Below are 23,380 nucleotides of genomic sequence, written 5' to 3' on the forward strand. Positions count from 1 at the left end.
AATTGGCAAAATGACCGGAGCGGAACTTATTACATAATGTCCAAGAACAGCGGCCTTGTCATGGATATTTATGGTGGAGGAACAGACATAGGAACCAACATCATCCAGTGGGGATTGCATGGAGGCTTAAATCAGCAATGGAAATTCGAATCGCTGGGAAATGGATACTATAAAATCACTTCTGTATTGAATCCCGCCTACTCTATGGATGTATATGGCGGTGGAACAAGCATAGGAACAAAGGTTATCCAGTGGCCGTATTATGGAGGAACAAATCAGCAGTGGAAAATCATAGAGTATGCAGATGGTAGTATTTCTTTAATGTCAAGACTTGCTGTTGAAAATAGCACAAGATATGTACTGGACGTTTATGGAGGCGGTACGGTCGAGGGAGTCAATGTAATTCAATGGTCAGGAAATGGTGGAAATAATCAGAAATGGTATCTGAATCGTGTTGAGTAAATTATGATTAATGACAAAATAGATATATTAAGAAGGGGTGAGCGCTTACGACTTATCCCTCCTTATGGTCAGAATAGTCTAGTAGACCTGATGGAAGACTTTTCCTATTCAAATTACTTCGAGTAGGAAAATATTAGCACAAACAAAGGGCGATTTTTATTTGCCTTTACTGTTAATATGTGTTAGCATATTAGCGGTAACGTGTTTTTAGAAAATAATTCAATGAATTGGAAGGTATACAAATGCAAAAAAATTCAGTCCAAATACAGTCTGTAATATTTCAAAATGAAAAAGAGTCTCTGTATAAAGCCATCAAGGCCATCGATAATGCTGTTCGCGTAAACAGAGAGGCTGACGGACTCCTTGGTGATTTGAGATTATACTATGGGGATGCGTCTCCAGAGCCTGTTTTTATGGAGAAAGATATAAAATATATCAAAGAGGAATTGTGCAGGAATATAAGTTTTGAATATAAATTTTTTGGATTCAATTCAGGTTCAGCCAAAGGCCATAATATTTTAGCCGAAACATGTAATACTGATTATATAATGATTATGAATCCGGATGTAATTCTGTCAGCACATTTTTGGGGAGAAATATTCAAACCTTTCGCTCTAGACAAGACAGGTATGGTGGAAGCCAGACAGACTCCATTGGAGCACCAGAAAGAATATGATATAAAAACTGGCGAAACTGATTGGGCAACGACAGCATGTGCATTAATTCGCACCAGTATTTTTAAAGATCTGAAAGGTTTCGATTCTGACACTTTCTTTTTGTATTGTGATGATTTGGATTTTTCCTGGAGGTTAAGGTTAGAAGGGTTTTCAATTATTTACCAGCCACTTGCGCCAGTTTTCCATGCCAAACGACTATCACATAATGCTTCCTGGCAGCCGACAAGCGCTGAGAGATATTATTCCATGGAGGCAGCGGTGTTAATGGCATATAAATGGTCGAATCCTTCCAGGGTAAAAGAACTCTTGGAAGTATTTAAAAAGGGTGGGGAATTAGAACGTAAAGTAGTTGAAGAATTTATGAAAAGAAAAAACAGCGGGAAATTGCCTGAACCGATAGATAAAAATCATAAAATAGCACGTTTCTACGGAGATTTCTATTCTAAAAACAGATATATTTTGTAAGGGGTTAACTATGGAAAATATTTATACAGATATAATGGGCGAAGTGGGAGAATTCTCACCAGTAAGAAATTATTTCAATAGAATCCGAGAAATTCTTTCAAAAGAAGGGAATTCAAAGTATCATGAAGAATATTTACCAATTATAACACGTGCTAATGCCGAAAAGACGAAAAAAATCTTTTTGTCAGTAATTACAAGGACTCAGGGGAAGAGGCCGGAAGCACTGCGGGAAACACTTTTATGCCTTTCCGGGCAAACCGATATGGACTTTGAGGTACTTATAATTGGTCATAAACTGGCATCAGAAGGTAGCAGTCTGGTAGACGATATTATCGAGGAACAGGAGACGGAATTAAAAAATAGAATCCGTTTTTTGGAACTGGATTATGGAAACAGAACCACTCCTTTGAATTATGGTTTTGCAAACGCATATGGGGACTACATTGCTATTCTGGATGATGATGATCTTGTTTTTGACAACTGGGTTGAGGAATTCCATAAAGCAGCCGGCATCTGGCCAGGAACTGTTTTGCATGCCTATATATTCGGACAGAAGTGGATGACAGTTGAAACTGATAAAAGCACTTTAGGACTAAGAGCTGTTGCAAAACCAAATACGGATTACTGCAAAGACTTTATACTAAAGAATCAACTATATATGAATGTATGTCCTCCTGTGGGACTTGCTTTCCCGGCAAATACTTTTAAAAAATTAGGAATAATCTTTGATGAAGATCTGGACACTACAGAAGACTGGGATTTTTTTATGAGAACCGTTTTTGTTTCTGGCATAACCGATATTAAAACAGCAACTGGTATATATAGACTATGGACCAATGCTGAGAGTTCAGCGACGCTCCATACCCAGAAAGAATGGGCACAAAACAGGGAAGTCATCTTGCAGAAGTTTGAAAAGTGTCCAGTGGCATTAAATGAGAAATGGATTAGCGAATGTACACATCCGGGAAAATTTTGTAACGAACAACAGAGTATCAGTGCTGACACTCGAAAAAATATAATTCATCCAAAACTGTATTATGATGATGGAAAAGGATTTACGGAAAAAAATAGCATTTCTGGTGAAAATATGGACCAGTATCCTTACTTTTCCACGGAATTCCAGATACCTACCGATGCAAAGAAACTTCGGTTTGATGTAAATGAAGCAGGCATGGTTATTCTAAAACACATTTCAATCACCATAACAGATATAAAAGGAAAAGGGCACATAATAACAATGAATGAATTCAGACACAACGGTCATAGATTTGAGGATACAATTGTATATCTTGAACCTGATCCTCAATTGGTCATTGATATTTCTTCATTATGTGATCCGATCAGCATAGCTTTTGTAGGTGAGGTGACAACGAATATTTCAGATAATATGATTCAATACTGTAATAGCCGTTTAAAAAAGAGCTTTTTTAGAAAAATTATTAGCAGCAGGAGAAAAGGTTGAATCCAAATAAAACAGCGATCATTTTTAACAATGACGAACGAAAAAATAATTTCAATATTTTAAGATTTATTGCAGCAGTGATGGTTATTTATGGACATATGTTTCCATTATTAGGATTACATCAGAATTTATTGCTAAACCAGAATGTATCCACTATTGCAGTGAAAATATTCATGCTGATAAGTGGATACCTGGTTACTCAGAGTTATTTAAGAGAAAAACAATTTTTGTATTATGTAATTAAGAGGGTATTTAGAATATTTCCGGCCTTGATTTTTTGTATTGTTATTACGGTGTTTGTTATCGGTCCAATGTTTACCGCAGTACCTGTTTCAGAATATTTTTCTAATTCCCAGACATATTTTTATTTATACAAAAATATTCTTTTATCCCCCGTTTATTCATTGACTGGTGTGTTCGGAGATAACATTTATCCAAACGCCGTGAATGGATCGTTGTGGACTCTGCCAATTGAATTCGCTTTATATTTTATTTTCCCATTTATTGTATATGTTTTCAGCAGAATGAAAGGGAAAAAGATTATCTATTATTGTGTTACTATCGGAGTATGTGTATTGTCGATTATTCTGCTAAAATATTTTCCAGGGAAAGTTATTGTAATTTACGGAACCAACATTATCGAAGCGGTTTATATTGGGGTTTACTTCTTTATTGGCGGTTTGTTTTCATTAATCGATCTGAAGAAATATTTAAACATTCAGATTGCATCAATAGCCTTTTTTGTAGCAGTCTGCTTGGGGAATTTCGGCAATATAAAAATGGAAATTCTAACATTGATATTGCTTCCATATTTTGTGTTTTCGTTCGCATTTGCTGAAAAAGCATTTTTTAGCAAATGTTTTTCTAAAAATGATTATTCCTATGGAATATATTTGTGGGGATTTGTGATACAGCAAATTTTTACGCATTTGCTTGTAAAATATGAAGTTAGATTTAATTATTATCTTCTGTTTTCTATTCTGGGAGCATTGATTTGCGCGATAGTATCCTGGCATTTCATTGAAAGGCCAGCTCAGGATATGGGTCGAAAACTGATTAAAACAATTAAAACTAGAAGGGGTAGAGAATGAGTTCCATCAGCGGAATCGAAAATATAAAAAATAATTATGAATATTTTTCAGATAATTCACCAGTAAAATTATACCTGAATAAGCTTTCAGATCAAATGGCTAAAAAAAACGATGGTTTATTTGAACAGAAATATCTTCCTATAATTGAGCAAAATAAAAAGATAGAACATGCTCGACCATTTTTGTCAGTAATCACCAGAACTCAGGGTAAAAGACCAGAAGCCTTGCGTGAAACTCTCCTGTGTCTTGCAGGACAAACGGATACAGATTTTGAGATTCTACTTATTGGTCACAAACTGACAGAAAATGGTCTGGATTTAGTGAACCGAATAATAGAAGAACAGACAGATGAAATCAAGGCAAAAATCAGGTTTATTAAATTGGATTACGGGAATAGGTCAACGCCTTTAAATATTGGATTTGCTAGCGCTTATGGAAAATACGTTTCCATTCTGGATGACGACGATCTGGTCTTTGACGATTGGGTGGAAGAATTCCATGAAACATCCGAAGAAAAACAGGGTACAGTGTTGCATTCCTATATTTTCAGCCAGAAATGGATGGCCGTAAAACATGATAATGAACCGGACGCCCTCAGAGCGGTGGAGAAACCGAAGGCAGATTATTGCAGTGAGTTTATGTTTATCAATCAGTTAAGTATAAATTCCTGTCCAACGTTAGGCCTGGCATTTCCCGTTGTTGCTTTTCACGAATTTGGAATCATTTTTGATGAAGAGCTGGATACAACGGAAGACTGGGATTTTTTAATGAGAACTGTTTTTATATGTGGAATCACTGATATAAAGGTGGCGACCGGTATTTACAGATTATGGGAAAACTTAGAATCTTCAGCAACCCTTCACGACAAGGAAGAATGGGATAAGAACCGGGAAAAAGTTATTAATAAACTCGCATCTTCACCGGTTGCTCTTACCGAAGTCTGGCTGAAGGAATGTATGGATTTAACCATGAGAAATAGTGGCGGGATGGCTCTTAGCAGCAGCCGGTTACCGCAAATTATTCCGAAATTGTATTACTCAGATGGTAAAGGATTTAATGAGGGCAACAGTATCAATGAATTTAATAAGGACAGAAGCCCGAGTGTAAATGTTGAATTCGAGATTCCAGAAGAAGTTGTGGATATTAAAAAAATCAGATTTGATGTTTGTGAAGAAACACTTTTTCTGTTTGAAAACATAAATATCTTTATTGAATATGGTAGTGAAAAAATAGAAAAATTGAATATTAATAACTGTACCCATAATGGGAAATTATTCGGAGGCAAAATTTTGTTTTCCAGACCGGACCCTAAGATTGTTTTCAAAAATCCTATTAACGACAAGCCAATCAAAATAACAATAACGGGTCAGATATCAAATAATATTTCCGAGGAAATGCTTGAGAAGGTTCTGAAATTTTCTGGAAATCAGTTTGCCCGGAAAGTTTTCAGGAGACTCAAAAGAATTTTCTGAATTTAGAAAAGGACAGGATTATATGAAGATAAACAAGGTGAAAAATGCTATTTCTTTTCTTTTCGAAAATGGCGCCTCTGCTTTTTATTACAAGTTTAGAGCAAGGTTGAAAGTGAGGAATGTGGATTATAGTAAATGGATTTTCAACCATATGCCAAGCCTGGAAATTTTAGACCTGCAAAGAGTACAGAACTTCAATTTCAATCCAAAGATTAGTTTAATTGTTCCGGCGTACAAAACACCGGAACAATTTCTACGTGAAATGATTGATTCAGTTATATCACAGACATATTCCAATTGGGAGTTGTGTATAGCGGACGGCAGTGGTGGCGATGCTGTTGTTGAAAAGGTATTGAAAGAATATTGTTTAAGGGAAAATCGGATTAAATATGTTATATTAAGCAATAATATGGGAATTTCAGAAAACACCAATGAGGCTTTGAAGCTTGCATCAGGAGAATTCATAGCTTTAATGGATCACGATGACATACTGACCCCAAATGCTCTTTTCGAGGTTGCAGACTGCCTGAATAATGAAATGGATATTGATATCGTATATTCAGATGAGGATAAGGTTTCTTTTGATTTGAAGAAATACTTTCAGCCCCATTTCAAGGCGGATTTCAACATTGATCTATTCAGGACTTGTAATTATATAAATCACTTATTTGTGGTGCGATCTAAGCTGCTTGGGCAAGTGGGTGGTTTTAACAGGGAGTACGAGGGTGCTCAGGACTATGACCTGATGTTCAGATGTATCGAAGCGGCAGGGAAGATTCACCATATACCAAAGATATTGTATCATTGGAGGAGTCATTCGGAATCGACTGCGGAAAACCCGGAAAGTAAAAAGTATGCATTTGAAGCAGGAAAGCGGGCTATTCAGGCACATTATGACCGTGTCGGAATAAAGGCATATGTTGAGAATGGCCCACTATATGGACTTTACCATACAGTATATAAGCGCGATGAAAATCCCCTTATATCCATTATTATCCCGAACAAGGATCATCGGCTGGATTTAGATAAATGTTTATCCTCTTTATTCAACAAATCGACTTATAAAAACTATGAATGCGTTATTGTGGAAAACAATAGTACCGAATCGGAGACTTTCAGGTATTATGAAGATATAACCCGGAAATATGACAATGTATCCGTAGTCGTTTGGAACGGTGAGTTTGATTATTCCGGAATAAATAATTACGGGGTAACGTTTGCAAAAGGAGAATATCTTCTATTCCTAAATAATGATATTGAAATTATTAATGAAGACTGTCTTGAAGAAATGCTTGGATATTGTATGAGGGGTGATGTTGGAGTTGTTGGAGCGAGATTGTTTTATCCGAATGATACGATACAACACGCCGGCGTCATTATAGGTTTTGGAGGATCAGCTGGGAGTGCCTTTGTCGGACAGGGAAGATATGATTACGGCTACTTCGCAAGGGCGATGAGCACCCAGGATTACAGCGCGGTCACCGCGGCATGCATGATGACAAAGAAAAGTGTTTTTAATACGGTGTGCGGATTTTCCAGGGAACTAAAAGTGGCTTTTAATGATATAGATTATTGTTTGAAGGTGCGTAAGCTGGGAAAATTGGTTGTTTATAATCCTTACGCACAGCTTTACCATTACGAATCAAAGTCAAGAGGGCTGGAAGACACCCCGGAAAAGATGCAAAGGTTCAAAAATGAAACGGAAATATTGAGGTCATCCTGGAAAGAAATATTTGAAAAAGGAGATCCTTACTACAACCCTAACTTATCTCTCGAAAGATTTGATTTTTCCCTCAAACCGAATTAGTAATCCCTGGAGGAATAAAAGTGACACAACCCAAAGTAACCGTTATAATCCCAAACTACAATGGCCTGAAGTTCCTGAAACCCTGCATGGAATCTCTCGTAAAACAAAACTATCCGGATTATGAAATCCTGATCATGGATAATGCCTCCACGGACGGCAGCATAGAATACATTCGGGAGAAGTTCCCCCGAGTGAATCTTGTATGCCTGGACAAGAATTACGGCTTTACCGGCGCTGTCAATAAAGGCATTGAACTCACGGAGAGTCCTTATTTCATACTTCTCAACAATGATACGGAAGTTGAACCGGATTTTGTCGGGGAGCTGGTGAAGGCCATCGAAAAGTCGGATAAGATATTCTCCTGCAACAGCAAGATGATCAATTTCTATGACCGGGAGGTTATGGATGATGCGGGGGATTTGTATGCGATAGTGGGATGGGCCTTCCAAAAAGGCACGGGCCAGAGCATATATAAATATAATAAAGATAAATCCATATTTTCTGCCTGCGGCGGCGCATCCATTTACCGGAAAAAGGTCATTGATGAAATCGGTGCTCTCGATCCGGCTCATTTTGCTTATCTGGAGGATGTGGATCTTGGGTATCGGGCTAAAATATATGGGTATAGAAATATGTATTGTTCCAAGTCTATCGTATACCATGTTGGGAGCGGAACAAGCGGTTCGAAATATAACTCATTCAAAGTGAAGCTGACCGCGCGCAACTCCATTTATCTGAACTACAAAAATATGCCGATCATCCAGCTGGTACTGAATTTCCTGTTTCTGCTGCTTGGATTTGCCGTGAAGGCTTTGTATTTCAAGAAAATCGGTTTCGGCAGGGATTACCTGGAAGGACTGAAAGAAGGTCTGTCCGGTTTGGGGAATTGCAGGAAAGTGAAATTCCGATTCAAAAATCTCTTTAATTATGTCAGAATAGAAATCGAGCTGATTATAAATACGTTTATCTATGTTATTGATGTCTTGAGCAGGAGGTTCAAATGCTTGAAAAGGTAAAGGAGCCCATGAAAGATTTAAAGATATATCTATTGACAATAGTGTTGTTTGTTGCAGGGTTCCTGTTGAGCAGGAACCATAATTACATATTATCAGGAATAGTGATTCTTTTATTGGCGGCTTTCCTTTATTTTTACTATTTCTATAAGGATGGCTTCAATCTGCTGGATATGCGGGCTGTGTTTTCCCTGGCATGGATTGGCGGAATGGGACTTTCATGCCTGAAACTGAGTCATCTGCAGAAGGATTGGCACAGTATAACCTGGGTTTGCTTTTATCTTGCGTATATTACTTTCATCTTAAGCTATGAATATTTAGGAAAGTGGATAGGCAGAAACCGGGTCAAAGCAGAAAAGATTGTCGGAGAAGAAATGGAACCGGGTCCGGAGAAGTATGAAAAAGGTCTGACTTTCTGTATACGGATTGTAACGGTATTATCCGTTGCGGCATTTGTGCTGGAGGCAATTGTACTGCGGTATATACCGGTATTCTCTTCCAAACCGGAAGCGTATTCGGAGTTTCATATTTCAGGAATCCATTATTTTACAGTGTCCTGCATGCTGGTTTTTCCGCTTGCCGTTATCTATTTTGCCCTGTTCAGACCGGGGAAAAAGAGGAAAATAATAGAACTTTCGGTGGAGAGCTTCCTCACATTGCTGATCCCGGTATTGATTGTATCCAGATCGCTGCTGATTATGACGGTGTTTATGGCAGGGTTCTGCATTTTGACGCTGTTTGACAGAATTAAAATCGGATATCTGGTTCTTGGAGGTGTTGTATTTGTAGGGCTGTATGTGTTTATTACAGTGTCCAGAAATCATGGGGTGGATTATCTGAATTCCATATACCAGATGAAGAACGCAGTGCCGATTTTTATTTCCCAACCCTATATCTACATCGCGAATAATTATGATAACTTTAATGTGATGGTCGAGAATATTGCACAGCATTCTTATGGAATTCGGTCTCTGGCCCCCGTGTTTGCACTGACCGGGTTGAAATTCGTGCTGCATATTCCTTCGTTTCCGGAGTACAGGACGATTACTGAGCTTACAACCAGAACGTATCTGTATGATGTATATTACGATTTTGGCATTGCAGGCATAATTGGTCTTTCTGTCCTTTTAGGGTTCATATCCTCCAGGCTGAAAGTAATACGGGGGAAAAGCTATAACCCCATACGATACATGGAGTTGGGTCTGATGACCTATCTGCTTCTTTTTTCCTTTTTTGAACCCTGGTTCAGCAACCCGACAATATGGTTTTACTTCTGTGCGATGGTTGCGATGCATATTGCAGTCAGGTATCTCGGCAAAGCAGCCACCAATAGTCCGAAACTGAAAGTATGAAGATTTTGTGAATAAAAAAAAGTTCATTGTTTCCAGTTGCCCTTTATAATTGAATGATGTATTATAAAACATGAAATTATTAAGAAATGTTTGGTGGTAAGATGATTAGAGATAATCAAAGAATTTTTAACAGACTACTTGTTCTGATAGATGCAGTCATTATAGCTTTATCATATTTGCTGGCATGGTTCATAAAATTCAGGAGCGGCATAATTACCAGTAATTATGCCGGTCTTGATTTTAGGTTCTATATGACAGCACTGTTTTTCGTTGTGCCGGGATACCTCCTGCTGTACAGCTTTTTCAGGGTATATACTCCGATGCGGATCCGTCGGATCCGGGCCGAACTGACGAACCTGCTGAAACCGAATATACTCGGACTGCTGCTTTTTCTGACTATCCTGTTCATCATTAAGCAGGAACATTTTTCCAGGTCAATGGTTCTGATCTTCTTTGCCATTACAGTTGTGCTGGAGTGGGCAACCAGGATTGCAATCCGGTATATCCTGCGCATGGCAAGGATCCGCGGGTTCAACGTGAAGCAGATTCTGTTTGTGGGGTACAGTCGGGCAACAGAAGGCTATATAGACCGCATTAAGGCCAATCCCCACTGGGGTTATGAAATCAGGGGCATACTGGACGACAACCTGGAAAGAGGCATTGAATACAAAGGGATTAAGGTTTTGGGATCCATTCGGAATCTTTTGACAATCCTTCCGGAAAACAAGCTGTCGGAGATAGCCATAACGCTGGGACTGGAAGAATACGGCAAACTGGAGAGAATTGTAGCACTGTGCGAAAAGTCGGGAGTGCATACCCAGTTCGTACCGGATTATAACAACATCATTCCTACCAGACCCTATATTGAAGATCTGATGGGACTGCCTGTCGTCAACATCCGCTGCGTCCCCTTGACGAACACTTATTACCGGATTATAAAAAGGGGTGTAGATATACTGGGCTCGTTGGCAGGTATCATAGTGGCCTCTCCTCTGATGCTTGTGATAACCGTCCTGATAAAGGTGACCTCAAAAGGGCCGCTGATCTTTTCCCAGGAGAGAGTGGGGCTTCATAACAAGTCTTTCAAAATGTACAAGTTCAGGTCCATGGAAGTCCAGAATGAGAAAGAAGAAAAGAAGGCGTGGACGAAGAAGAACGACCCCAGGGTTACCCCGGTCGGAAGCTTCATCCGAAGGACAAGCATAGATGAACTCCCGCAGCTGTTCAATATCCTGAAGGGAGACATGAGTCTGGTGGGACCAAGACCGGAAAGGCCTTTCTTTGTAGAAAAATTCAAGGAAGAAATCCCCCGTTATATGATCAAACACCAGGTAAGGCCGGGTCTGACCGGCTGGGCACAGGTAAATGGTTTCCGGGGGGACACATCCATCCGGAAAAGGATTGAGTATGATCTGTACTATATTGAAAACTGGACCATTGGATTTGATTTCAAGATAATGTTCCTGACTGTTTTCAAGGGATTTATAAATAAAAATGCATATTAGCAGGCGATTTGACCGAAAGGATATCTATGAGTAGAAGACGCAGAAAATACAAAAAAGCCAGTACTGGCAGAAACAAAAAAATAAAGACAGCGCTGCTGGTTGCCGAGATCATTATAATTCTCGTACTGGCTTTTGCTGCAGCGATGGTATTAATACCGAACGCAAAATTGAAGCTGATCAGTTCCATGACATCCAGCGCTCCTGGAAGAGCTTTGATAAGCTTTTTTATAGGTTCCGATTATGAGAAGTACCTGCAGGATGCGAATTTTAATTCGGATAACGTGGATAAAAACGACAATCTCAACATCGGGGAAGAATACACAAATATTGCGCTGTTTGGTTCGGATTCAAGAGGGAGCGATCTGACGAGCGGAGCCCATTTTGATTCTACAATCATCGTGAGTATGAATAACAAAACCGGTGAAGTGAAAATGGTTTCGGTATACAGGGATACGGTCCTGGAATTTGTGGCGGATGGAGATGTTTATTATGACAAAGCCACAAATGCCAATGCGTACGGCAATACGGAGACGGTCCTCAACATGCTGAATGCGAATCTGGATCTGGATATTACGGATTATGCAGTGGTGAATTTTGCCGGCCTGGCAAATGTCATCGACGCCCTGGGCGGGATGGATGTAACCATCACGAAGGATGAGATGCAGTGGATCAACAATTATCTGGGTGAAACCAGGGAAGTTACCGGGATGACCACTCTGAACGTCACGAAATCGGGGGCGGTCCATCTGACCGGACTGCAGGCTACGGCATACTCGCGTATCCGTCAGGTAGCTTTCTACAATGAAGACGGCACCTCAGTAAATAATGATTACGGCAGGACAGCAAGGCAGAGACTGGTTCTGATGAATATTTTCCAAAAGGCGAAATCCGCCGGAGCCAGCGAAATGCTGCAGATTGCCAATGCTTTGTTTAAGAAAAACAGCGGGGATGATAAGTTCCTGGTTACAAGTATGGATCTGAACGAAATCCTGAAGCTTATTCCGACTGCTATCAAATTCAATATAACGGGTACGACCGGATTCCCTACGGAGCTGACCTCTGGTACCTTCTACAATCCTGTTGTATACCGGAACGGAAAGCAGATGAGCCTGTACAATAAAGCGCCTTCCTGTGTGTTTGTCAAAGGACTGGAACGAAATGTGACCCAGCTCCACGAATTTCTATTCGGTACTACAGATTATGTGCCGACAAAGAATGTGCAGGAAATAAATGACATACTGATTACGCTGACGGGCGTTGAGCCGGAGACGAACGCAGAAACAGAATCGAGCGCGAACTGACAGGAGACGAAATGAACAGAGAAATTAAAAGTAACGACATAAGAAGCCGTGTGCCGGAGGCACCAAGTGAAAGTCCGGCCCTGGACCGGGGACAGAGATTAAGAGCGGAACGCATCCGGGCGGAGAAGCTGAGGAGACGCAGAAAGAAAAAACGTATTAAACGGACAATTCTGGTCGTGGAGATTCTTCTTCTGGTGGCCCTGATCGCCGTCGGAGCCATGGTCCTGCTGCCGGACGGCAAGAAATCTCTTGTCAAAGCCTTTGTGGGCAGTGCCCCGGGTCGGGCGGTCATCCGCTCCATGATTGGAAGTGATTATGAGGCCAATATCCAGGACAAGGAATTTGACAGCAGCGCGATCTCATCCAACAGCGGATTGAACATAAGCAACGCATACACAAACATTGCGCTTTTTGGCGGGGATTCCAGGGACGGAAGCCTCGGAAAGGGCGCCCATTCGGATTCCATCATCATATTCAGCATTAACAATGAAACTGGGGAAATCAAGATGTCCTCCGTATTCAGGGATACTGCCATGAAATATACCGTAGATGGCGAAGTGCATTATAACAAGGCTACGGACGCCATGTTCGCAGGCGGGATAGAGACAACCATCAACATGCTGAACGAGAACCTGGATATGAATATCACGGATTATGCAGTGGTGAATTTTGCTGGGCTGGCCAATATCGTGGATGCCCTGGGCGGAATGGATGTCACCATAACAGAAGACGAGATGCAGTGGATCAACAATTATCTGGGGGAAACCAGAGAAGTTACCGGAATGACCACTCTGAACGTCACAGAGTACGGAGCGGTCCATCTTACAGGCCTTCAGGCTACCGCTTACTGCCGTATAAGGTACGTTACCTTCTATGATGCAGACGGCAATGCCATAAATGATGACTACGGACGTGCAGCAAGACAGAGGCTTGTTCTGGAACAGATCTTTGCAAGAATGAAATCTGCCGGTCCAAAACAGATGCTGGATGTGGCAAAGACCCTCTTTGCCCAAAGCAGCGCGGAAAACAAGTTCATCACATCGAGTCTGAGCATGGACGAAATCCTCGACCTCATGCCGGCGGCAGTGGACGCGACTCTGGTAGGAAGCAGCGGCTTCCCGACGGTCCTGACCACAGGAAATATCAATTCCGGAAACTGCGTCATTGCCCAGGACCTGCATGACAACGTTGTCCTGCTGCATGAATATCTGTTCGGAACAGCCGGCTATGTCCCTACGGAAGCTGTGGATACAATCAGTACAAAACTGAGCAAAATCACCGGCGTATATTCGGAAAAATAGAAGGGTACAGGATTCGAAAATTTTTCACAACGTAATCACAGAATGTACACAATTGACTGATAAACTGACCTTATATAACATTCCAGATTTTAGTTAAGGAGGGTATCAGTATGGACGAAAATGAAAACAAGGATATAGTGGAGGGAAACGGGTTTACCATGAACAGCGTTCCCGAAGCGGACAAGTCAAATGAAGCGGAGCCTGCTGCGGAAACCGGCACGGAACCGGCCAAAGAAAGTTCCGCTGCTGATCCAAGCTACAGCAAGTATGATGAATCTGCGAACACCTACACCTGGCAGCCTGCGTCTGAGGCAAATCCCCAGGATAAAAGCAGCGGCAAGAAAGATAAAAAAGTGAAAAGAGAAAAGAAAAAAGGCGGCTTCTTCAGTAAGCTTGCCGTGGTGATTGTCCTGGCGCTCATCTTTGGAATCGTTGCAGGCGCAGCTTCCTTTGGAATGAACAGCGGACTGACTCACTTCTTTGGAGACGGCTCAGCCCAGCAGATAGAGACTACAGATTCAACAATCGGAAGTACAGATTCCACCGGGACAACGTCGGGTTCTGCAGGCAGTATGGATGTTTCTGGTATAGTTGCTGAGGTCATGCCATCTGTTGTGGCCATCACCACAACCCAGACCGTGGACTACGGCTCCTACTTCCCGGGTCTTGACAGCGGACAGTCTGAAGAAGTACAGAGCGGAAGCGGCTCAGGCATTATCATTGGAAAGAATGACACGGAGCTTCTTATCATCACAAACAACCATGTGGTGGAAGGAACAACAAGCCTTTATGTGCAGTTTGTGAATGATGTGAAGGTGAATGCAGTAGTCAAATCGGCACAGGCCAGCGAAGACCTGGCAGTTGTGGCAGTACCTCTTTCAGAGATTGATGCAGATACGATTTCCCAGATCAAGATTGCCACCCTTGCAACAGATGAGGTAAAAGTCGGGGAAGGCGCCATCGCTATTGGCAATGCCTTAGGCTATGGACAGTCCGTTACGACAGGAGTCATCAGTGCGGTGAATCGTGAGGTGACAGTAGATAATCTGACCCTGACCCTCATACAGACCGATGCAGCCATTAACCCCGGCAATAGCGGCGGTGCGCTGCTGAACATGAAGGGAGAGGTTGTTGGAATCAATGCAGCCAAGTATTCTTCCAACGCAGTGGAAGGCATGGGCTTTGCAATACCGATTTCTTCCAAGTCGGAAATCATAAACCAGCTGATTACGGCAGAAACCAAAAACAAAGTGGATGAATCCCAAAAAGGATATCTGGGCATATATGGCAGGGATGTCTCATCCGATCTTTCCCAGGCGTACAATATACCGGAAGGCGTGTACGTGGTACAGGTAATCGATGGTGGAGCCGCCAAGGCCGCGGGAATCAAGCAGTCGGATGTAATCACGGAACTGGACGGTCAGACCGTTTCAAGCATGACGGATCTGCAGGCGCAGCTGGAATATTATTCAGCGGGCGAGAGTATCCCCATAAAAATCATGACAGTTTCTGACAACGCATATGTGGAAAAAGAACTGAATATCACACTAACCGGACAAATAGAGTAGTAATATGAGACTGGATGCGGAGGACTATTGTTTTCCGCATCTTTTTTTCTTGTTAGGCGGAGTGTTATACTATATAATTATAGGCAGAGGGAAGTTTCCCGAACGTCTAAATAAGAGAGGTAAAAATGGAAGACCATAAAGATGATATAGAAAAAGCAATAAGTGATAATAAAGAGCATGAATACGAGGAGATCTGCTATGTGTGCCGGAGACCCGAAAGCAAGACAGGGAAAATGGTCAAGCTGCCGGGTGACATACATATCTGTCCGGACTGCATGCAGAGAACCTTCGACACGATCCAAAACAGCGGAATCGACTTCAAGAATATCCGCCCGGAGGATATGTCCAGATTCGGGAATATTGATTTGTCTGCACTTCAAAATGAGATTCCGCAGAGACAGAAGATAAAGAAGAAGCAGCCGGTTGAGAAGCCCAGCATCGCTGAATTCGACATTGAGAAGATTCCAGCCCCCCATAAAATCAAGGCAAAGCTGGATGAGTATGTAATCGGACAGGAAACCGCCAAGAAAAACATCGCCGTTGCGGTATATAACCATTATAAGAGGGTTGCCACCAATACACAGGATGAAATCGAGATCGAGAAATCCAATATGCTGATGATCGGACCCACAGGATGCGGCAAGACATACCTGGTTAAAACTCTTGCAAGACTTCTGGATGTCCCTCTGGCGATTGCAGATGCAACTTCCCTTACAGAGGCCGGCTATATCGGCGACGATATAGAGAGTGTCGTCTCCAAGCTTCTGGCTGCAGCAGACAATGACGTGGAGAAGGCTGAAAAGGGGATCATTTTCATTGACGAGATCGATAAGATAGCCAAGAAGAAAAATGTGAACAGCCGGGATGTCAGCGGAGAATCCGTGCAGCAGGGGCTGCTCAAGCTTTTAGAAGGCAGCGAGATAGAAGTGCCTGTCGGAGCCAGCAGCAAGAATGCCATGGTACCGCTTACCACCGTCAATACCAAGAATATTCTCTTCGTCTGTGGAGGCGCTTTTCCGGATCTGGACGCCATCATCAAGGAGAGGCTGAACAAAACCTCCGCCATTGGATTCAATGCAGAGCTGAAGGACAAATATGACAATGTGAATGACCTCATTCGCCAGGTTACCCTGGATGATCTGCGCGCTTTCGGCATGATACCGGAATTTCTTGGCCGTCTGCCCATCGTGTTTACCATGGATGTCCTGACAGAAGACATGATGGTGGAGATTCTGACAGAGCCCAAGAATGCCATACTCAGCCAGTATAAGAAACTCCTGGCCCTGGATGGCGTCAAGCTGGATTTTGAGCAGGAGGCACTGAAGGCCATCGCAAGGAAAGCTCTCGAAAAGAAAACGGGAGCCAGAGCGCTGCGGTCTATTATTGAGGAATTCATGCTGGATATCATGTATGAAATACCGAAGGATGATAATATCGGCAGAGTAGTCATCACAAAAGAATATGTGGAAAAAACAGGCGGCCCGGTCATAGAGATGCGAGGAATGGACCTTCTGGAAGATAAATCCGGAAACCGGGAAGTGGTCAACGGATAATACGGGAGGAAACAGATGATAGAAATTGATGGAATATCCAAGACATATGGCGGAACCGTTAAGGCCGTCGACCACATGACATTTGAAGTAAAGGATGGTGAAATCACGGCTGTCATCGGTCCGAACGGAGCCGGGAAAACCACGGTACTGAAGATGATTGTCGGCATCCTGGCTCCTGATGAAGGAAATATACGGATCAACGGACACGATATCGTATCCGATCCTCTGGAAGCCAAGATGCAGTTTGGATTCGTGGCGGACAATCCGGATGTGTTTTTGCGTCTGAAGGGAATCGAATATCTGAATTTCATGGGGGACCTGTATGGCGTCTCCACAGAAGAGAGGCAGAAACAGATAGAGATTATGGGCGACCGGTTCGAGATGAAGGAAGCCTTGAATGACAAGATATTAAGCTATTCCCATGGAATGCGTCAGAAAATAGTCGTTATGGGTGCTCTTCTTCACAGCCCTTCTGTATGGATTCTGGATGAGCCCCTGACGGGTCTGGACCCGCGGTCTGCTTTTGAATTAAAAGAAATGATGAAGGAGCATACCAGGGAAGGAAAATCCGTTGTGTTTTCCACCCATGTGCTGGAAGTTGCAGAAAAATTGTGTGATAAGGTTGCCATTATCAATAAGGGGCGTCTTGTGTTCATGGGGACGCTGAACCGCCTTAGAGAGGAAAATCCGGGAGAGGATTCGCTTGAAAATATCTTCCTGAAGATGACCGAAGGCCTATGAAAAAATACATTCTGCTTACGAAAGTCCTGCTGAAAACCGGACTGAATTTCAGAACGGACAGCAATAAAAAAAAGAATAAAGGAAAGCGGGCTGGTCTGGAGATCAGCCGGAAGCTTTTATATGTCCTGATACTGGTCTGCTTCGTCCCGCTGATCATAACTTTTTATATGGCGGGCAGGGAAGGCTATCTGCTTCTTAATTCGGTGGGACAGGGAGGAATCATTGTCAATCTCGCCTGTCTGGGCGGAACGATGATGGCATTTGTATTTGGTGCCCTTATGGTTGTTACGGTTTATTATTATTCCAGTGATATCGAGAAGCTTCTGCCTCTGCCCTTCCGTCCGGAGCAGATTGTGGCTGCCAAGTTCACAGTCACCCTGTTGTACGAATATATTACCATGATCTTCCTGATTCTGCCTCTGCTTCTGGGGTATGGGATTGCAGCGGGGGCAGGACCGGTATTCTGGATAGGACTGCTTGTGGCCCTTCTGTTCATGCCTGTGGCGCCTTTGGTCTATGGGTCGGTATTCAGCATGCTGGTGATGCTGCTGTTTAAAAAAGCCAAGAACAGGGATTTTCTCATGACGATCTACACCTTGGTATTTCTGGTTGTAGTTCTGGGCTTGAATGGTTTTGGAAACAGCTTCGCTTCCATGGATCCGGATAAACTGATCCAGTTGCTGATGCAGGGAAACAATTCCCTGGCCACAACCCTGAATGTCGCATTCCCCAGCCTGGTATTTATTGAAAAGGCTCTTGTGTTTGAAGCTCCCCTGCAGCTTTTGTTTTTCGTTCTTTCAGCGGTCCTGTATATAGCGGTCTTCATAGTGGCGGGAAAATTCCTGTATTTCAGGGGTGTCAGCGGCATGGCGGATACTGCGTCCAAAAGAAAAGCTTTCAGCGGGGATGAAAGCAGGAAGATTATACGCAGGAGAAACATCCTGGTAACGTATATGATGAAGGAGCTGCGGATTTTGTTCCGCACGCCTGTGTATTTTCTCAACTGTGTGCTTATAGCCATTTTATGGCCGGTGATTTTTGCCATCCCCATGGCCGGAAAGGCCTTTTCAAATATTAACCCGGAAAAGATTTTGGAAATGGTTGGAGCGGACATGCTGCGGACTACGTCGGTCTGCATTCTGGCGGTATTCGTTATAACCGCGGGTATATCCGCCCTGAATTTTACGGCGGGAACGGCCATTTCCAGGGAAGGAAAGAACTTCTATGTCATGAAGTATATTCCTTTGAGCTACAAAGAACAGGTCTTTGCCAAGACCATGACTGGTGTGGTGCTGGCTCTGTTTTCCTCGACCCTGTATTGTCTGGTGGCTATGCTGATACTTCGTATCCCTGTATTTGCTGTGGTTCTCTCCACCGTACTGAGCTTCATTTCCTGTTTTCTCTTTAATTACCTGGCCATTATCGTGGATCTGATCCGGCCCAAATTAAACTGGGAAAATGAACAGAGCGCTATCAAGCAGAATCTGAATACTCTGTTTGAAATGGTTCTGATTGTCCTGGTGGGAGGAATTATTGCCGCAGCAGGTCTGCTCTGCTATCTGAAGCTTGGGATTTCCATATATATTATCGCGCCGGTGGCTGCAGCTGTCGTGCTGGCCGGAGCGCTGCTGCTGAACCGGGCTGTGGCCGCATTGGCGGAAACTAAATTAGGGGCTCTTGAATAAAGCCTGCTTGGCCAGCCTGTCTGCGAGATCATTGTACTTATCACCGGAATGTCCGGCGACTTTTACGAACTTAATATGAACTTTTGTTTTGGCCCGGTCATAGAAATCCTTATATGCCCGGGTTCCTTCTTTGTTTGTCTTCCATTCTCCCAGGCACCATTTGGAGATGCCTTCGTAGTCGTGGTATATAGTCAATTCCTTTATGCCGTTGTCCATGGCGTACTGCATAGCTGCTTCGGAGCCTTTGATTTCACCGGATACATTCCGCATCAGGGCGAGCTCCGCATCATTCCCCATCTGGGAAAAATGCAGCTCCTCCCCATCATGGAACAGCACCATGCCATAGGAATATTCCTGCGTAGCTGCATTATAGCTGCCGTCTACGTAGGCAACTGCGCAGTCGGCTCCGGAAGGCATTTCAACCGGTGCGTCAGGAACCGAGGAGTCAGAAACCTTCGTATTTGTCGTACGAGTTCTGGGTTTTGAGGTCTGGATCGGGCCACTCTTCATAAAAACCTCTGCCTCTTCCAGCGTCTTATAGCTTTTATATTGAGCACCGGCACATCCGTGCACCTGGGCCTCGCAATCTTTCCAGGTTCTGTATATCCCGGGCTTTCTGCCGGATCTTACTGCGTAAAATTTGTCTGCCATCTTGTGTTTCCTTTCCTGCACGTGGATATGATACGGTTTCATTATATTTTAGGCTCCTCTTAAAAGCAAGAGTGTCATTGACAAACCTCCCACATCCTTTATAATAATTCTATAAGGACACGATTTTATTTAAGAGAGGGAGGAAAAAAATGGAGAAAAAAGGTTTTATAGCAGAGTTTAAAGAGTTTATCACAAAGGGAAATGTTATGGATCTGGCTGTCGCCGTTATTATCGGCGGTGCTTTCCAGAAAATCATCGCATCTTTTGTTAGTGACATTATTATGCCAATAGTGGGCCTGGCAACCGGCGGTCAGGATTTTGCCAACATGTTCGTACCTCTGGATGGGGGCAACTATGCGACCCTTGCTGAAGCACAGGCAGCGGGTGCGGCCACACTGAATTATGGTGTGTTCATTAACACAGCGATTGATTTTATTATCATAGCTCTTGTCGTATTTATAATGGTGAAGGCAGTGAACCACATGATTGCAAAACGGAAAAAAGCGGAAGCTGCAGCTCCGATCACCACTAAGAAATGCCCATACTGCCTGACGGATATTCCGCTGGAGGCAACCAGGTGCCCGAACTGCACTTCCCAGCTTTAACAATTAACTAATTTTGGAGGAACAAAATGACTATTGCAGAAGAAAGTTTACAGTTTCATTATGAAAAAAGGGGAAAGATTGAAGTGGTTTCAACAGTTCCCGTAAAGAATAAGCACGACCTGTCCCTGGCATACACTCCCGGTGTAGCCGAGCCCTGTCTGGAAATCCAGAAGGATGAGAACAAGTCCTATGAACTTACCAGACGCTGGAACATGTGCCTGGTGGTGACTGACGGATCAGCGGTTCTGGGTCTCGGTGACATCGGACCTGTAGCAGGCATGCCGGTCATGGAGGGGAAATGCGTGCTCTTCAAGGAGTTCGGAGGAGTGGATGCTTTTCCTTTATGCATCAAATCCAAAGATGTGGATGAGATTGTCAACACCATTTATCTCATTTCCGGGAGCTTTGGCGGTGTGAATCTTGAGGATATCTCGGCACCAAGATGTTTTGAAATCGAGGAAAAACTCAAGCAGAAGTGCGATATTCCTATTTTTCATGATGATCAGCATGGGACAGCCGTCATAAATCTGGCGGGTCTCATCAATGCCCTGAAGGTGGTTGGGAAGAACAAAGAGGACGTCAGGATCGTGATCAGCGGTGCAGGCGCGGCAGCTATTTCCATCACCAGACTTCTTCTGAAGTACGGTTTCCCGGATATCATCCTCTGCGATCGCACGGGAGCGATTTATGAGGGAAGAACGAAGGGAATGAACCCTGTCAAGGAACAGATGTCGAAGGTTACCAACCCGTCTAAACTGCAGGGTACCCTGGCGGATGCCCTGAAAGGCTCCGACATATTTATAGGGGTATCTTCCCCGGGACTGGTAACGACGGAAATGGTCAGAACGATGGCCAAGGATGCTGTCTTATTTGCCTGTGCCAATCCGACACCGGAAATCTTCCCGGATGATGCAAAGGCCGGAGGAGCGATGGTAGTGGCTACAGGTAGAAGTGATTTTCCGAACCAGATCAACAATGTGCTTGCATTTCCAGGAATTTTCCGGGGTGCATTTGACGTCCGGGCAAGCGAGATCAATGAGGAGATGAAATTTGCGGCGGCAGAAGCACTGGCAGGCCTTGTATCCGATGAGGAACTGGGACCGGATTACATCATCCCGGCTGCATTCGACCCCAGGGTCGGCAAGGCTGTAGCTAAGGCTGTGGCAGAAGCTGCCAGAAAAACCGGTGTCGCAAGGATCGATGCATAGGGATACAATCTGTGCAAAACACAAGTTGACAAACAGCCTTACAGTTGATATGATTTTTCGAGAAACAAGGGCGTTTTCTTTATAAGAAAATGCCCATTTTTATACTATTCATCAAGGAGGAAATATATGGAGTATACAAAGCAGGAGATCATCCGCCTGGTAGAGGAAGAAGATGTTGAGTTTATCCGCCTTCAGTTTACGGATATGTTCGGAACACTGAAGAATGTCGCAATCACTTCCAGCCAGCTGGAGAAAGCCTTAGATAATAAATGCATGTTTGATGGCTCGTCCATAGAGGGATTTGTCCGGATTGAAGAGTCGGACATGTATCTGTATCCTGACCTGAAATCCTTTACCATATTCCCATGGAAACCCCAGCAGGGCAAGGTAGCCCGTCTGATCTGCGACGTATACAAGGCGGACCGGACACCTTTCGAGGGAGACCCCAGATATATTTTAAGAAGAGCAATCAATGAGGCTTCCGAAATGGGTTATACCTTCAATGTTGGGCCTGAATGTGAGTTTTTCTTATTTAATACAGACAATAATGGTGCCCCTACTACGGAATCCTTCGATATGGCCGGCTATTTTGACCTTGGACCTGTGGATCTGGGGGAAGAAGTCAGAAGAGACATGGTGCTGAACCTAGAGGAGATGGGCTTTGAGATTGAAGCCTCTCACCACGAAGTGGCACCGGCCCAGCATGAAATAGACTTCAAATATGAAGAAGCCATGCACACCGCAGACAATATCATGACCTTCAAGCTTGCCGTGAAGAGCATCGCCAAAAGGCACGGCATGTGCGCCACATTCATGCCGAAACCGAAGTTCGGGGTGTGCGGTTCCGGAATGCATATAAATATGTCCCTCTTCAAGGATGGAAAGAATGCATTTGAAGATTCCTCCGACAGGCATGGCCTGAGCAAGATAGCATATCACTTCATAGCCGGTATTATGGAACACATGAAAGGGATGACGGCTATAACGAATCCCCTGGTGAATTCCTACAAACGTCTGGTACCTGGATTCGAGGCACCGACATATATTGCCTGGTCTGCTACAAACCGCAGTCCTCTGATCCGCATACCGGCAGCCCACGGTTCGTCCACACGCATAGAACTCAGATGTCCGGATCCCACAGGAAATCCGTATCTGGTACTGGCAGTCTGCCTGGCGGCAGGTCTGGACGGAATCAAACGGGAACTGACTCCTAAAGGAGAAGTGTGCTGCAATATTTTCGAACTTACCGAAGAAGAGCAGAAGGAACTCGGCATTGAAAGTCTTCCTTGCAACCTGATGGACGCCATCACAGAGATGGAAAAGAGCGAATTTGTCCAGGAAGTCCTTGGCAACCATACCGGCACCAAGTACCTGAAAGCCAAGAAAAAAGAATGGCAGGAATATATTACCCAGGTAAGCGGATGGGAAATCGATCAGTATCTTTCCAAATACTAGATTTCT

At 43.5% G+C, this 23,380-nt stretch carries 19 protein-coding genes; 18 read left to right on the forward strand and 1 reads right to left on the reverse strand.

Annotated features, from left to right (window positions below; all coding sequences use genetic code 11):
* From BUA79_RS07205 to BUA79_RS07275, 15 genes are all read left to right on the forward strand, one after another.
* Window positions 1-462, forward strand: a 462-nt coding sequence (locus BUA79_RS07205) for an RICIN domain-containing protein (protein WP_143147886.1), incomplete at its 5' end; no start/stop codon positions are given.
* 242 nt (window positions 463-704) lie between these two features.
* Window positions 705-1,604 carry a glycosyltransferase family 2 protein gene (locus BUA79_RS07210; RefSeq protein ID WP_073993700.1) on the forward strand — a complete coding sequence of 300 codons (900 nt, stop codon included), beginning with the start codon at window positions 705-707 and terminating at the stop codon, window positions 1,602-1,604.
* A gap of 10 nt (window positions 1,605-1,614) precedes the next feature.
* Complete coding sequence (locus BUA79_RS07215) at window positions 1,615-3,066, forward strand: glycosyltransferase family A protein (RefSeq protein ID WP_073993701.1); 1,452 nt, start codon at window positions 1,615-1,617, stop codon at window positions 3,064-3,066.
* A complete protein-coding gene (locus tag BUA79_RS07220; protein WP_073993702.1) occupies window positions 3,063-4,157 on the forward strand; it encodes an acyltransferase family protein in 1,095 nt (364 codons plus the stop codon). The genes BUA79_RS07215 and BUA79_RS07220 overlap by 4 nt, the downstream gene beginning before the upstream one ends.
* 95 nt (window positions 4,158-4,252) lie before the next feature.
* Window positions 4,253-5,629 carry a glycosyltransferase gene (locus tag BUA79_RS07225; RefSeq protein WP_207647327.1) on the forward strand — a complete coding sequence of 459 codons (1,377 nt, stop codon included), beginning with the start codon at window positions 4,253-4,255 and terminating at the stop codon, window positions 5,627-5,629.
* A gap of 151 nt (window positions 5,630-5,780) precedes the next feature.
* Complete coding sequence (locus tag BUA79_RS07230) at window positions 5,781-7,436, forward strand: glycosyltransferase family 2 protein (RefSeq protein ID WP_408633831.1); 1,656 nt, start codon at window positions 5,781-5,783, stop codon at window positions 7,434-7,436.
* Between the two features lie 20 nt (window positions 7,437-7,456).
* The gene (locus tag BUA79_RS07235; protein WP_073993705.1) at window positions 7,457-8,452 is read left to right on the forward strand and encodes a glycosyltransferase family 2 protein; all 996 of its coding nucleotides are present in this window, start codon (window positions 7,457-7,459) and stop codon (window positions 8,450-8,452) included.
* Window positions 8,437-9,801 (forward strand): O-antigen polymerase, encoded by a 1,365-nt coding sequence (locus tag BUA79_RS07240; protein WP_094757361.1) that lies wholly within the window; start codon window positions 8,437-8,439, stop codon window positions 9,799-9,801. The genes BUA79_RS07235 and BUA79_RS07240 overlap by 16 nt, the downstream gene beginning before the upstream one ends.
* Window positions 9,802-9,902: 101 nt before the next feature.
* Complete coding sequence (locus tag BUA79_RS07245) at window positions 9,903-11,306, forward strand: undecaprenyl-phosphate glucose phosphotransferase (RefSeq protein WP_073993706.1); 1,404 nt, start codon at window positions 9,903-9,905, stop codon at window positions 11,304-11,306.
* A 26-nt stretch (window positions 11,307-11,332) separates the two neighbouring features.
* The gene (locus BUA79_RS07250; protein ID WP_073993707.1) at window positions 11,333-12,607 is read left to right on the forward strand and encodes an LCP family protein; all 1,275 of its coding nucleotides are present in this window, start codon (window positions 11,333-11,335) and stop codon (window positions 12,605-12,607) included.
* Window positions 12,608-12,618: 11 nt separating this feature from the next.
* Window positions 12,619-13,908: an LCP family protein gene (locus tag BUA79_RS07255; protein ID WP_073993708.1), complete on the forward strand. Its 1,290-nt coding sequence runs from the start codon at window positions 12,619-12,621 to the stop codon at window positions 13,906-13,908.
* A 110-nt stretch (window positions 13,909-14,018) separates the two neighbouring features.
* The gene (locus BUA79_RS07260; RefSeq protein ID WP_073993709.1) at window positions 14,019-15,476 is read left to right on the forward strand and encodes a S1C family serine protease; all 1,458 of its coding nucleotides are present in this window, start codon (window positions 14,019-14,021) and stop codon (window positions 15,474-15,476) included.
* 125 nt (window positions 15,477-15,601) lie between these two features.
* Complete coding sequence (gene clpX, locus BUA79_RS07265) at window positions 15,602-17,029, forward strand: ATP-dependent Clp protease ATP-binding subunit ClpX (RefSeq protein WP_073993710.1); 1,428 nt, start codon at window positions 15,602-15,604, stop codon at window positions 17,027-17,029.
* A 15-nt stretch (window positions 17,030-17,044) separates the two neighbouring features.
* Window positions 17,045-17,770 carry an ABC transporter ATP-binding protein gene (locus tag BUA79_RS07270; protein WP_073993711.1) on the forward strand — a complete coding sequence of 242 codons (726 nt, stop codon included), beginning with the start codon at window positions 17,045-17,047 and terminating at the stop codon, window positions 17,768-17,770.
* Complete coding sequence (locus BUA79_RS07275) at window positions 17,767-19,455, forward strand: putative ABC transporter permease subunit (RefSeq protein ID WP_073993712.1); 1,689 nt, start codon at window positions 17,767-17,769, stop codon at window positions 19,453-19,455. The genes BUA79_RS07270 and BUA79_RS07275 overlap by 4 nt, the downstream gene beginning before the upstream one ends.
* Here the strand turns inward: BUA79_RS07275 and BUA79_RS07280 are convergent.
* Entirely contained in the window at window positions 19,438-20,148 is a 711-nt protein-coding gene (locus tag BUA79_RS07280) for a ribonuclease H family protein (protein ID WP_330389215.1), read from the reverse strand. The two genes, BUA79_RS07275 and BUA79_RS07280, sit on opposite strands and share 18 nt — an antisense overlap.
* A gap of 107 nt (window positions 20,149-20,255) precedes the next feature.
* Here BUA79_RS07280 and mscL point away from each other — a divergent pair, with 107 nt between their 5' ends.
* The 3 genes from mscL (at window position 20,256) to glnA (ending at window position 23,374) form a co-directional block, all read left to right on the forward strand.
* Window positions 20,256-20,711, forward strand: coding sequence for a large conductance mechanosensitive channel protein MscL (gene mscL / locus BUA79_RS07285; protein ID WP_073993713.1), 456 nt, complete (start codon window positions 20,256-20,258; stop codon window positions 20,709-20,711).
* A gap of 26 nt (window positions 20,712-20,737) precedes the next feature.
* Entirely contained in the window at window positions 20,738-21,919 is a 1,182-nt protein-coding gene (locus tag BUA79_RS07290) for an NAD(P)-dependent malic enzyme (RefSeq protein WP_073993714.1), read from the forward strand.
* Window positions 21,920-22,045: 126 nt separating this feature from the next.
* A complete protein-coding gene (gene glnA / locus BUA79_RS07295) occupies window positions 22,046-23,374 on the forward strand; it encodes a type I glutamate--ammonia ligase (RefSeq protein ID WP_073993715.1) in 1,329 nt (442 codons plus the stop codon).
* The last annotated feature ends 6 nt before the right edge of the window (window positions 23,375-23,380 follow it).

The sequence above is a fragment of the Parasporobacterium paucivorans DSM 15970 genome (assembly GCF_900141895.1).
Classification (GTDB): Bacteria; Bacillota; Clostridia; order Lachnospirales; family Lachnospiraceae; genus Parasporobacterium; species Parasporobacterium paucivorans.

Coding starts and splice junctions, on each gene's coding strand:
- clpX (WP_073993710.1), top strand. CDS start 15,602: ATGGAAGACCATAAAGATGATATAGAAAAAGCAATAAGTGATAATAAA.
- BUA79_RS07210 (WP_073993700.1), top strand. CDS start 705: ATGCAAAAAAATTCAGTCCAAATACAGTCTGTAATATTTCAAAATGAA.
- BUA79_RS07280 (WP_330389215.1), bottom strand. CDS start 20,148: ATGAAACCGTATCATATCCACGTGCAGGAAAGGAAACACAAGATGGCA.
- BUA79_RS07275 (WP_073993712.1), top strand. CDS start 17,767: ATGAAAAAATACATTCTGCTTACGAAAGTCCTGCTGAAAACCGGACTG.
- BUA79_RS07260 (WP_073993709.1), top strand. CDS start 14,019: ATGGACGAAAATGAAAACAAGGATATAGTGGAGGGAAACGGGTTTACC.
- BUA79_RS07245 (WP_073993706.1), top strand. CDS start 9,903: ATGATTAGAGATAATCAAAGAATTTTTAACAGACTACTTGTTCTGATA.
- BUA79_RS07270 (WP_073993711.1), top strand. CDS start 17,045: ATGATAGAAATTGATGGAATATCCAAGACATATGGCGGAACCGTTAAG.
- BUA79_RS07225 (WP_207647327.1), top strand. CDS start 4,253: ATGGCTAAAAAAAACGATGGTTTATTTGAACAGAAATATCTTCCTATA.
- BUA79_RS07240 (WP_094757361.1), top strand. CDS start 8,437: ATGCTTGAAAAGGTAAAGGAGCCCATGAAAGATTTAAAGATATATCTA.
- glnA (WP_073993715.1), top strand. CDS start 22,046: ATGGAGTATACAAAGCAGGAGATCATCCGCCTGGTAGAGGAAGAAGAT.
- BUA79_RS07215 (WP_073993701.1), top strand. CDS start 1,615: ATGGAAAATATTTATACAGATATAATGGGCGAAGTGGGAGAATTCTCA.
- mscL (WP_073993713.1), top strand. CDS start 20,256: ATGGAGAAAAAAGGTTTTATAGCAGAGTTTAAAGAGTTTATCACAAAG.
- BUA79_RS07230 (WP_408633831.1), top strand. CDS start 5,781: ATGCCAAGCCTGGAAATTTTAGACCTGCAAAGAGTACAGAACTTCAAT.
- BUA79_RS07250 (WP_073993707.1), top strand. CDS start 11,333: ATGAGTAGAAGACGCAGAAAATACAAAAAAGCCAGTACTGGCAGAAAC.
- BUA79_RS07255 (WP_073993708.1), top strand. CDS start 12,619: ATGAACAGAGAAATTAAAAGTAACGACATAAGAAGCCGTGTGCCGGAG.
- BUA79_RS07290 (WP_073993714.1), top strand. CDS start 20,738: ATGACTATTGCAGAAGAAAGTTTACAGTTTCATTATGAAAAAAGGGGA.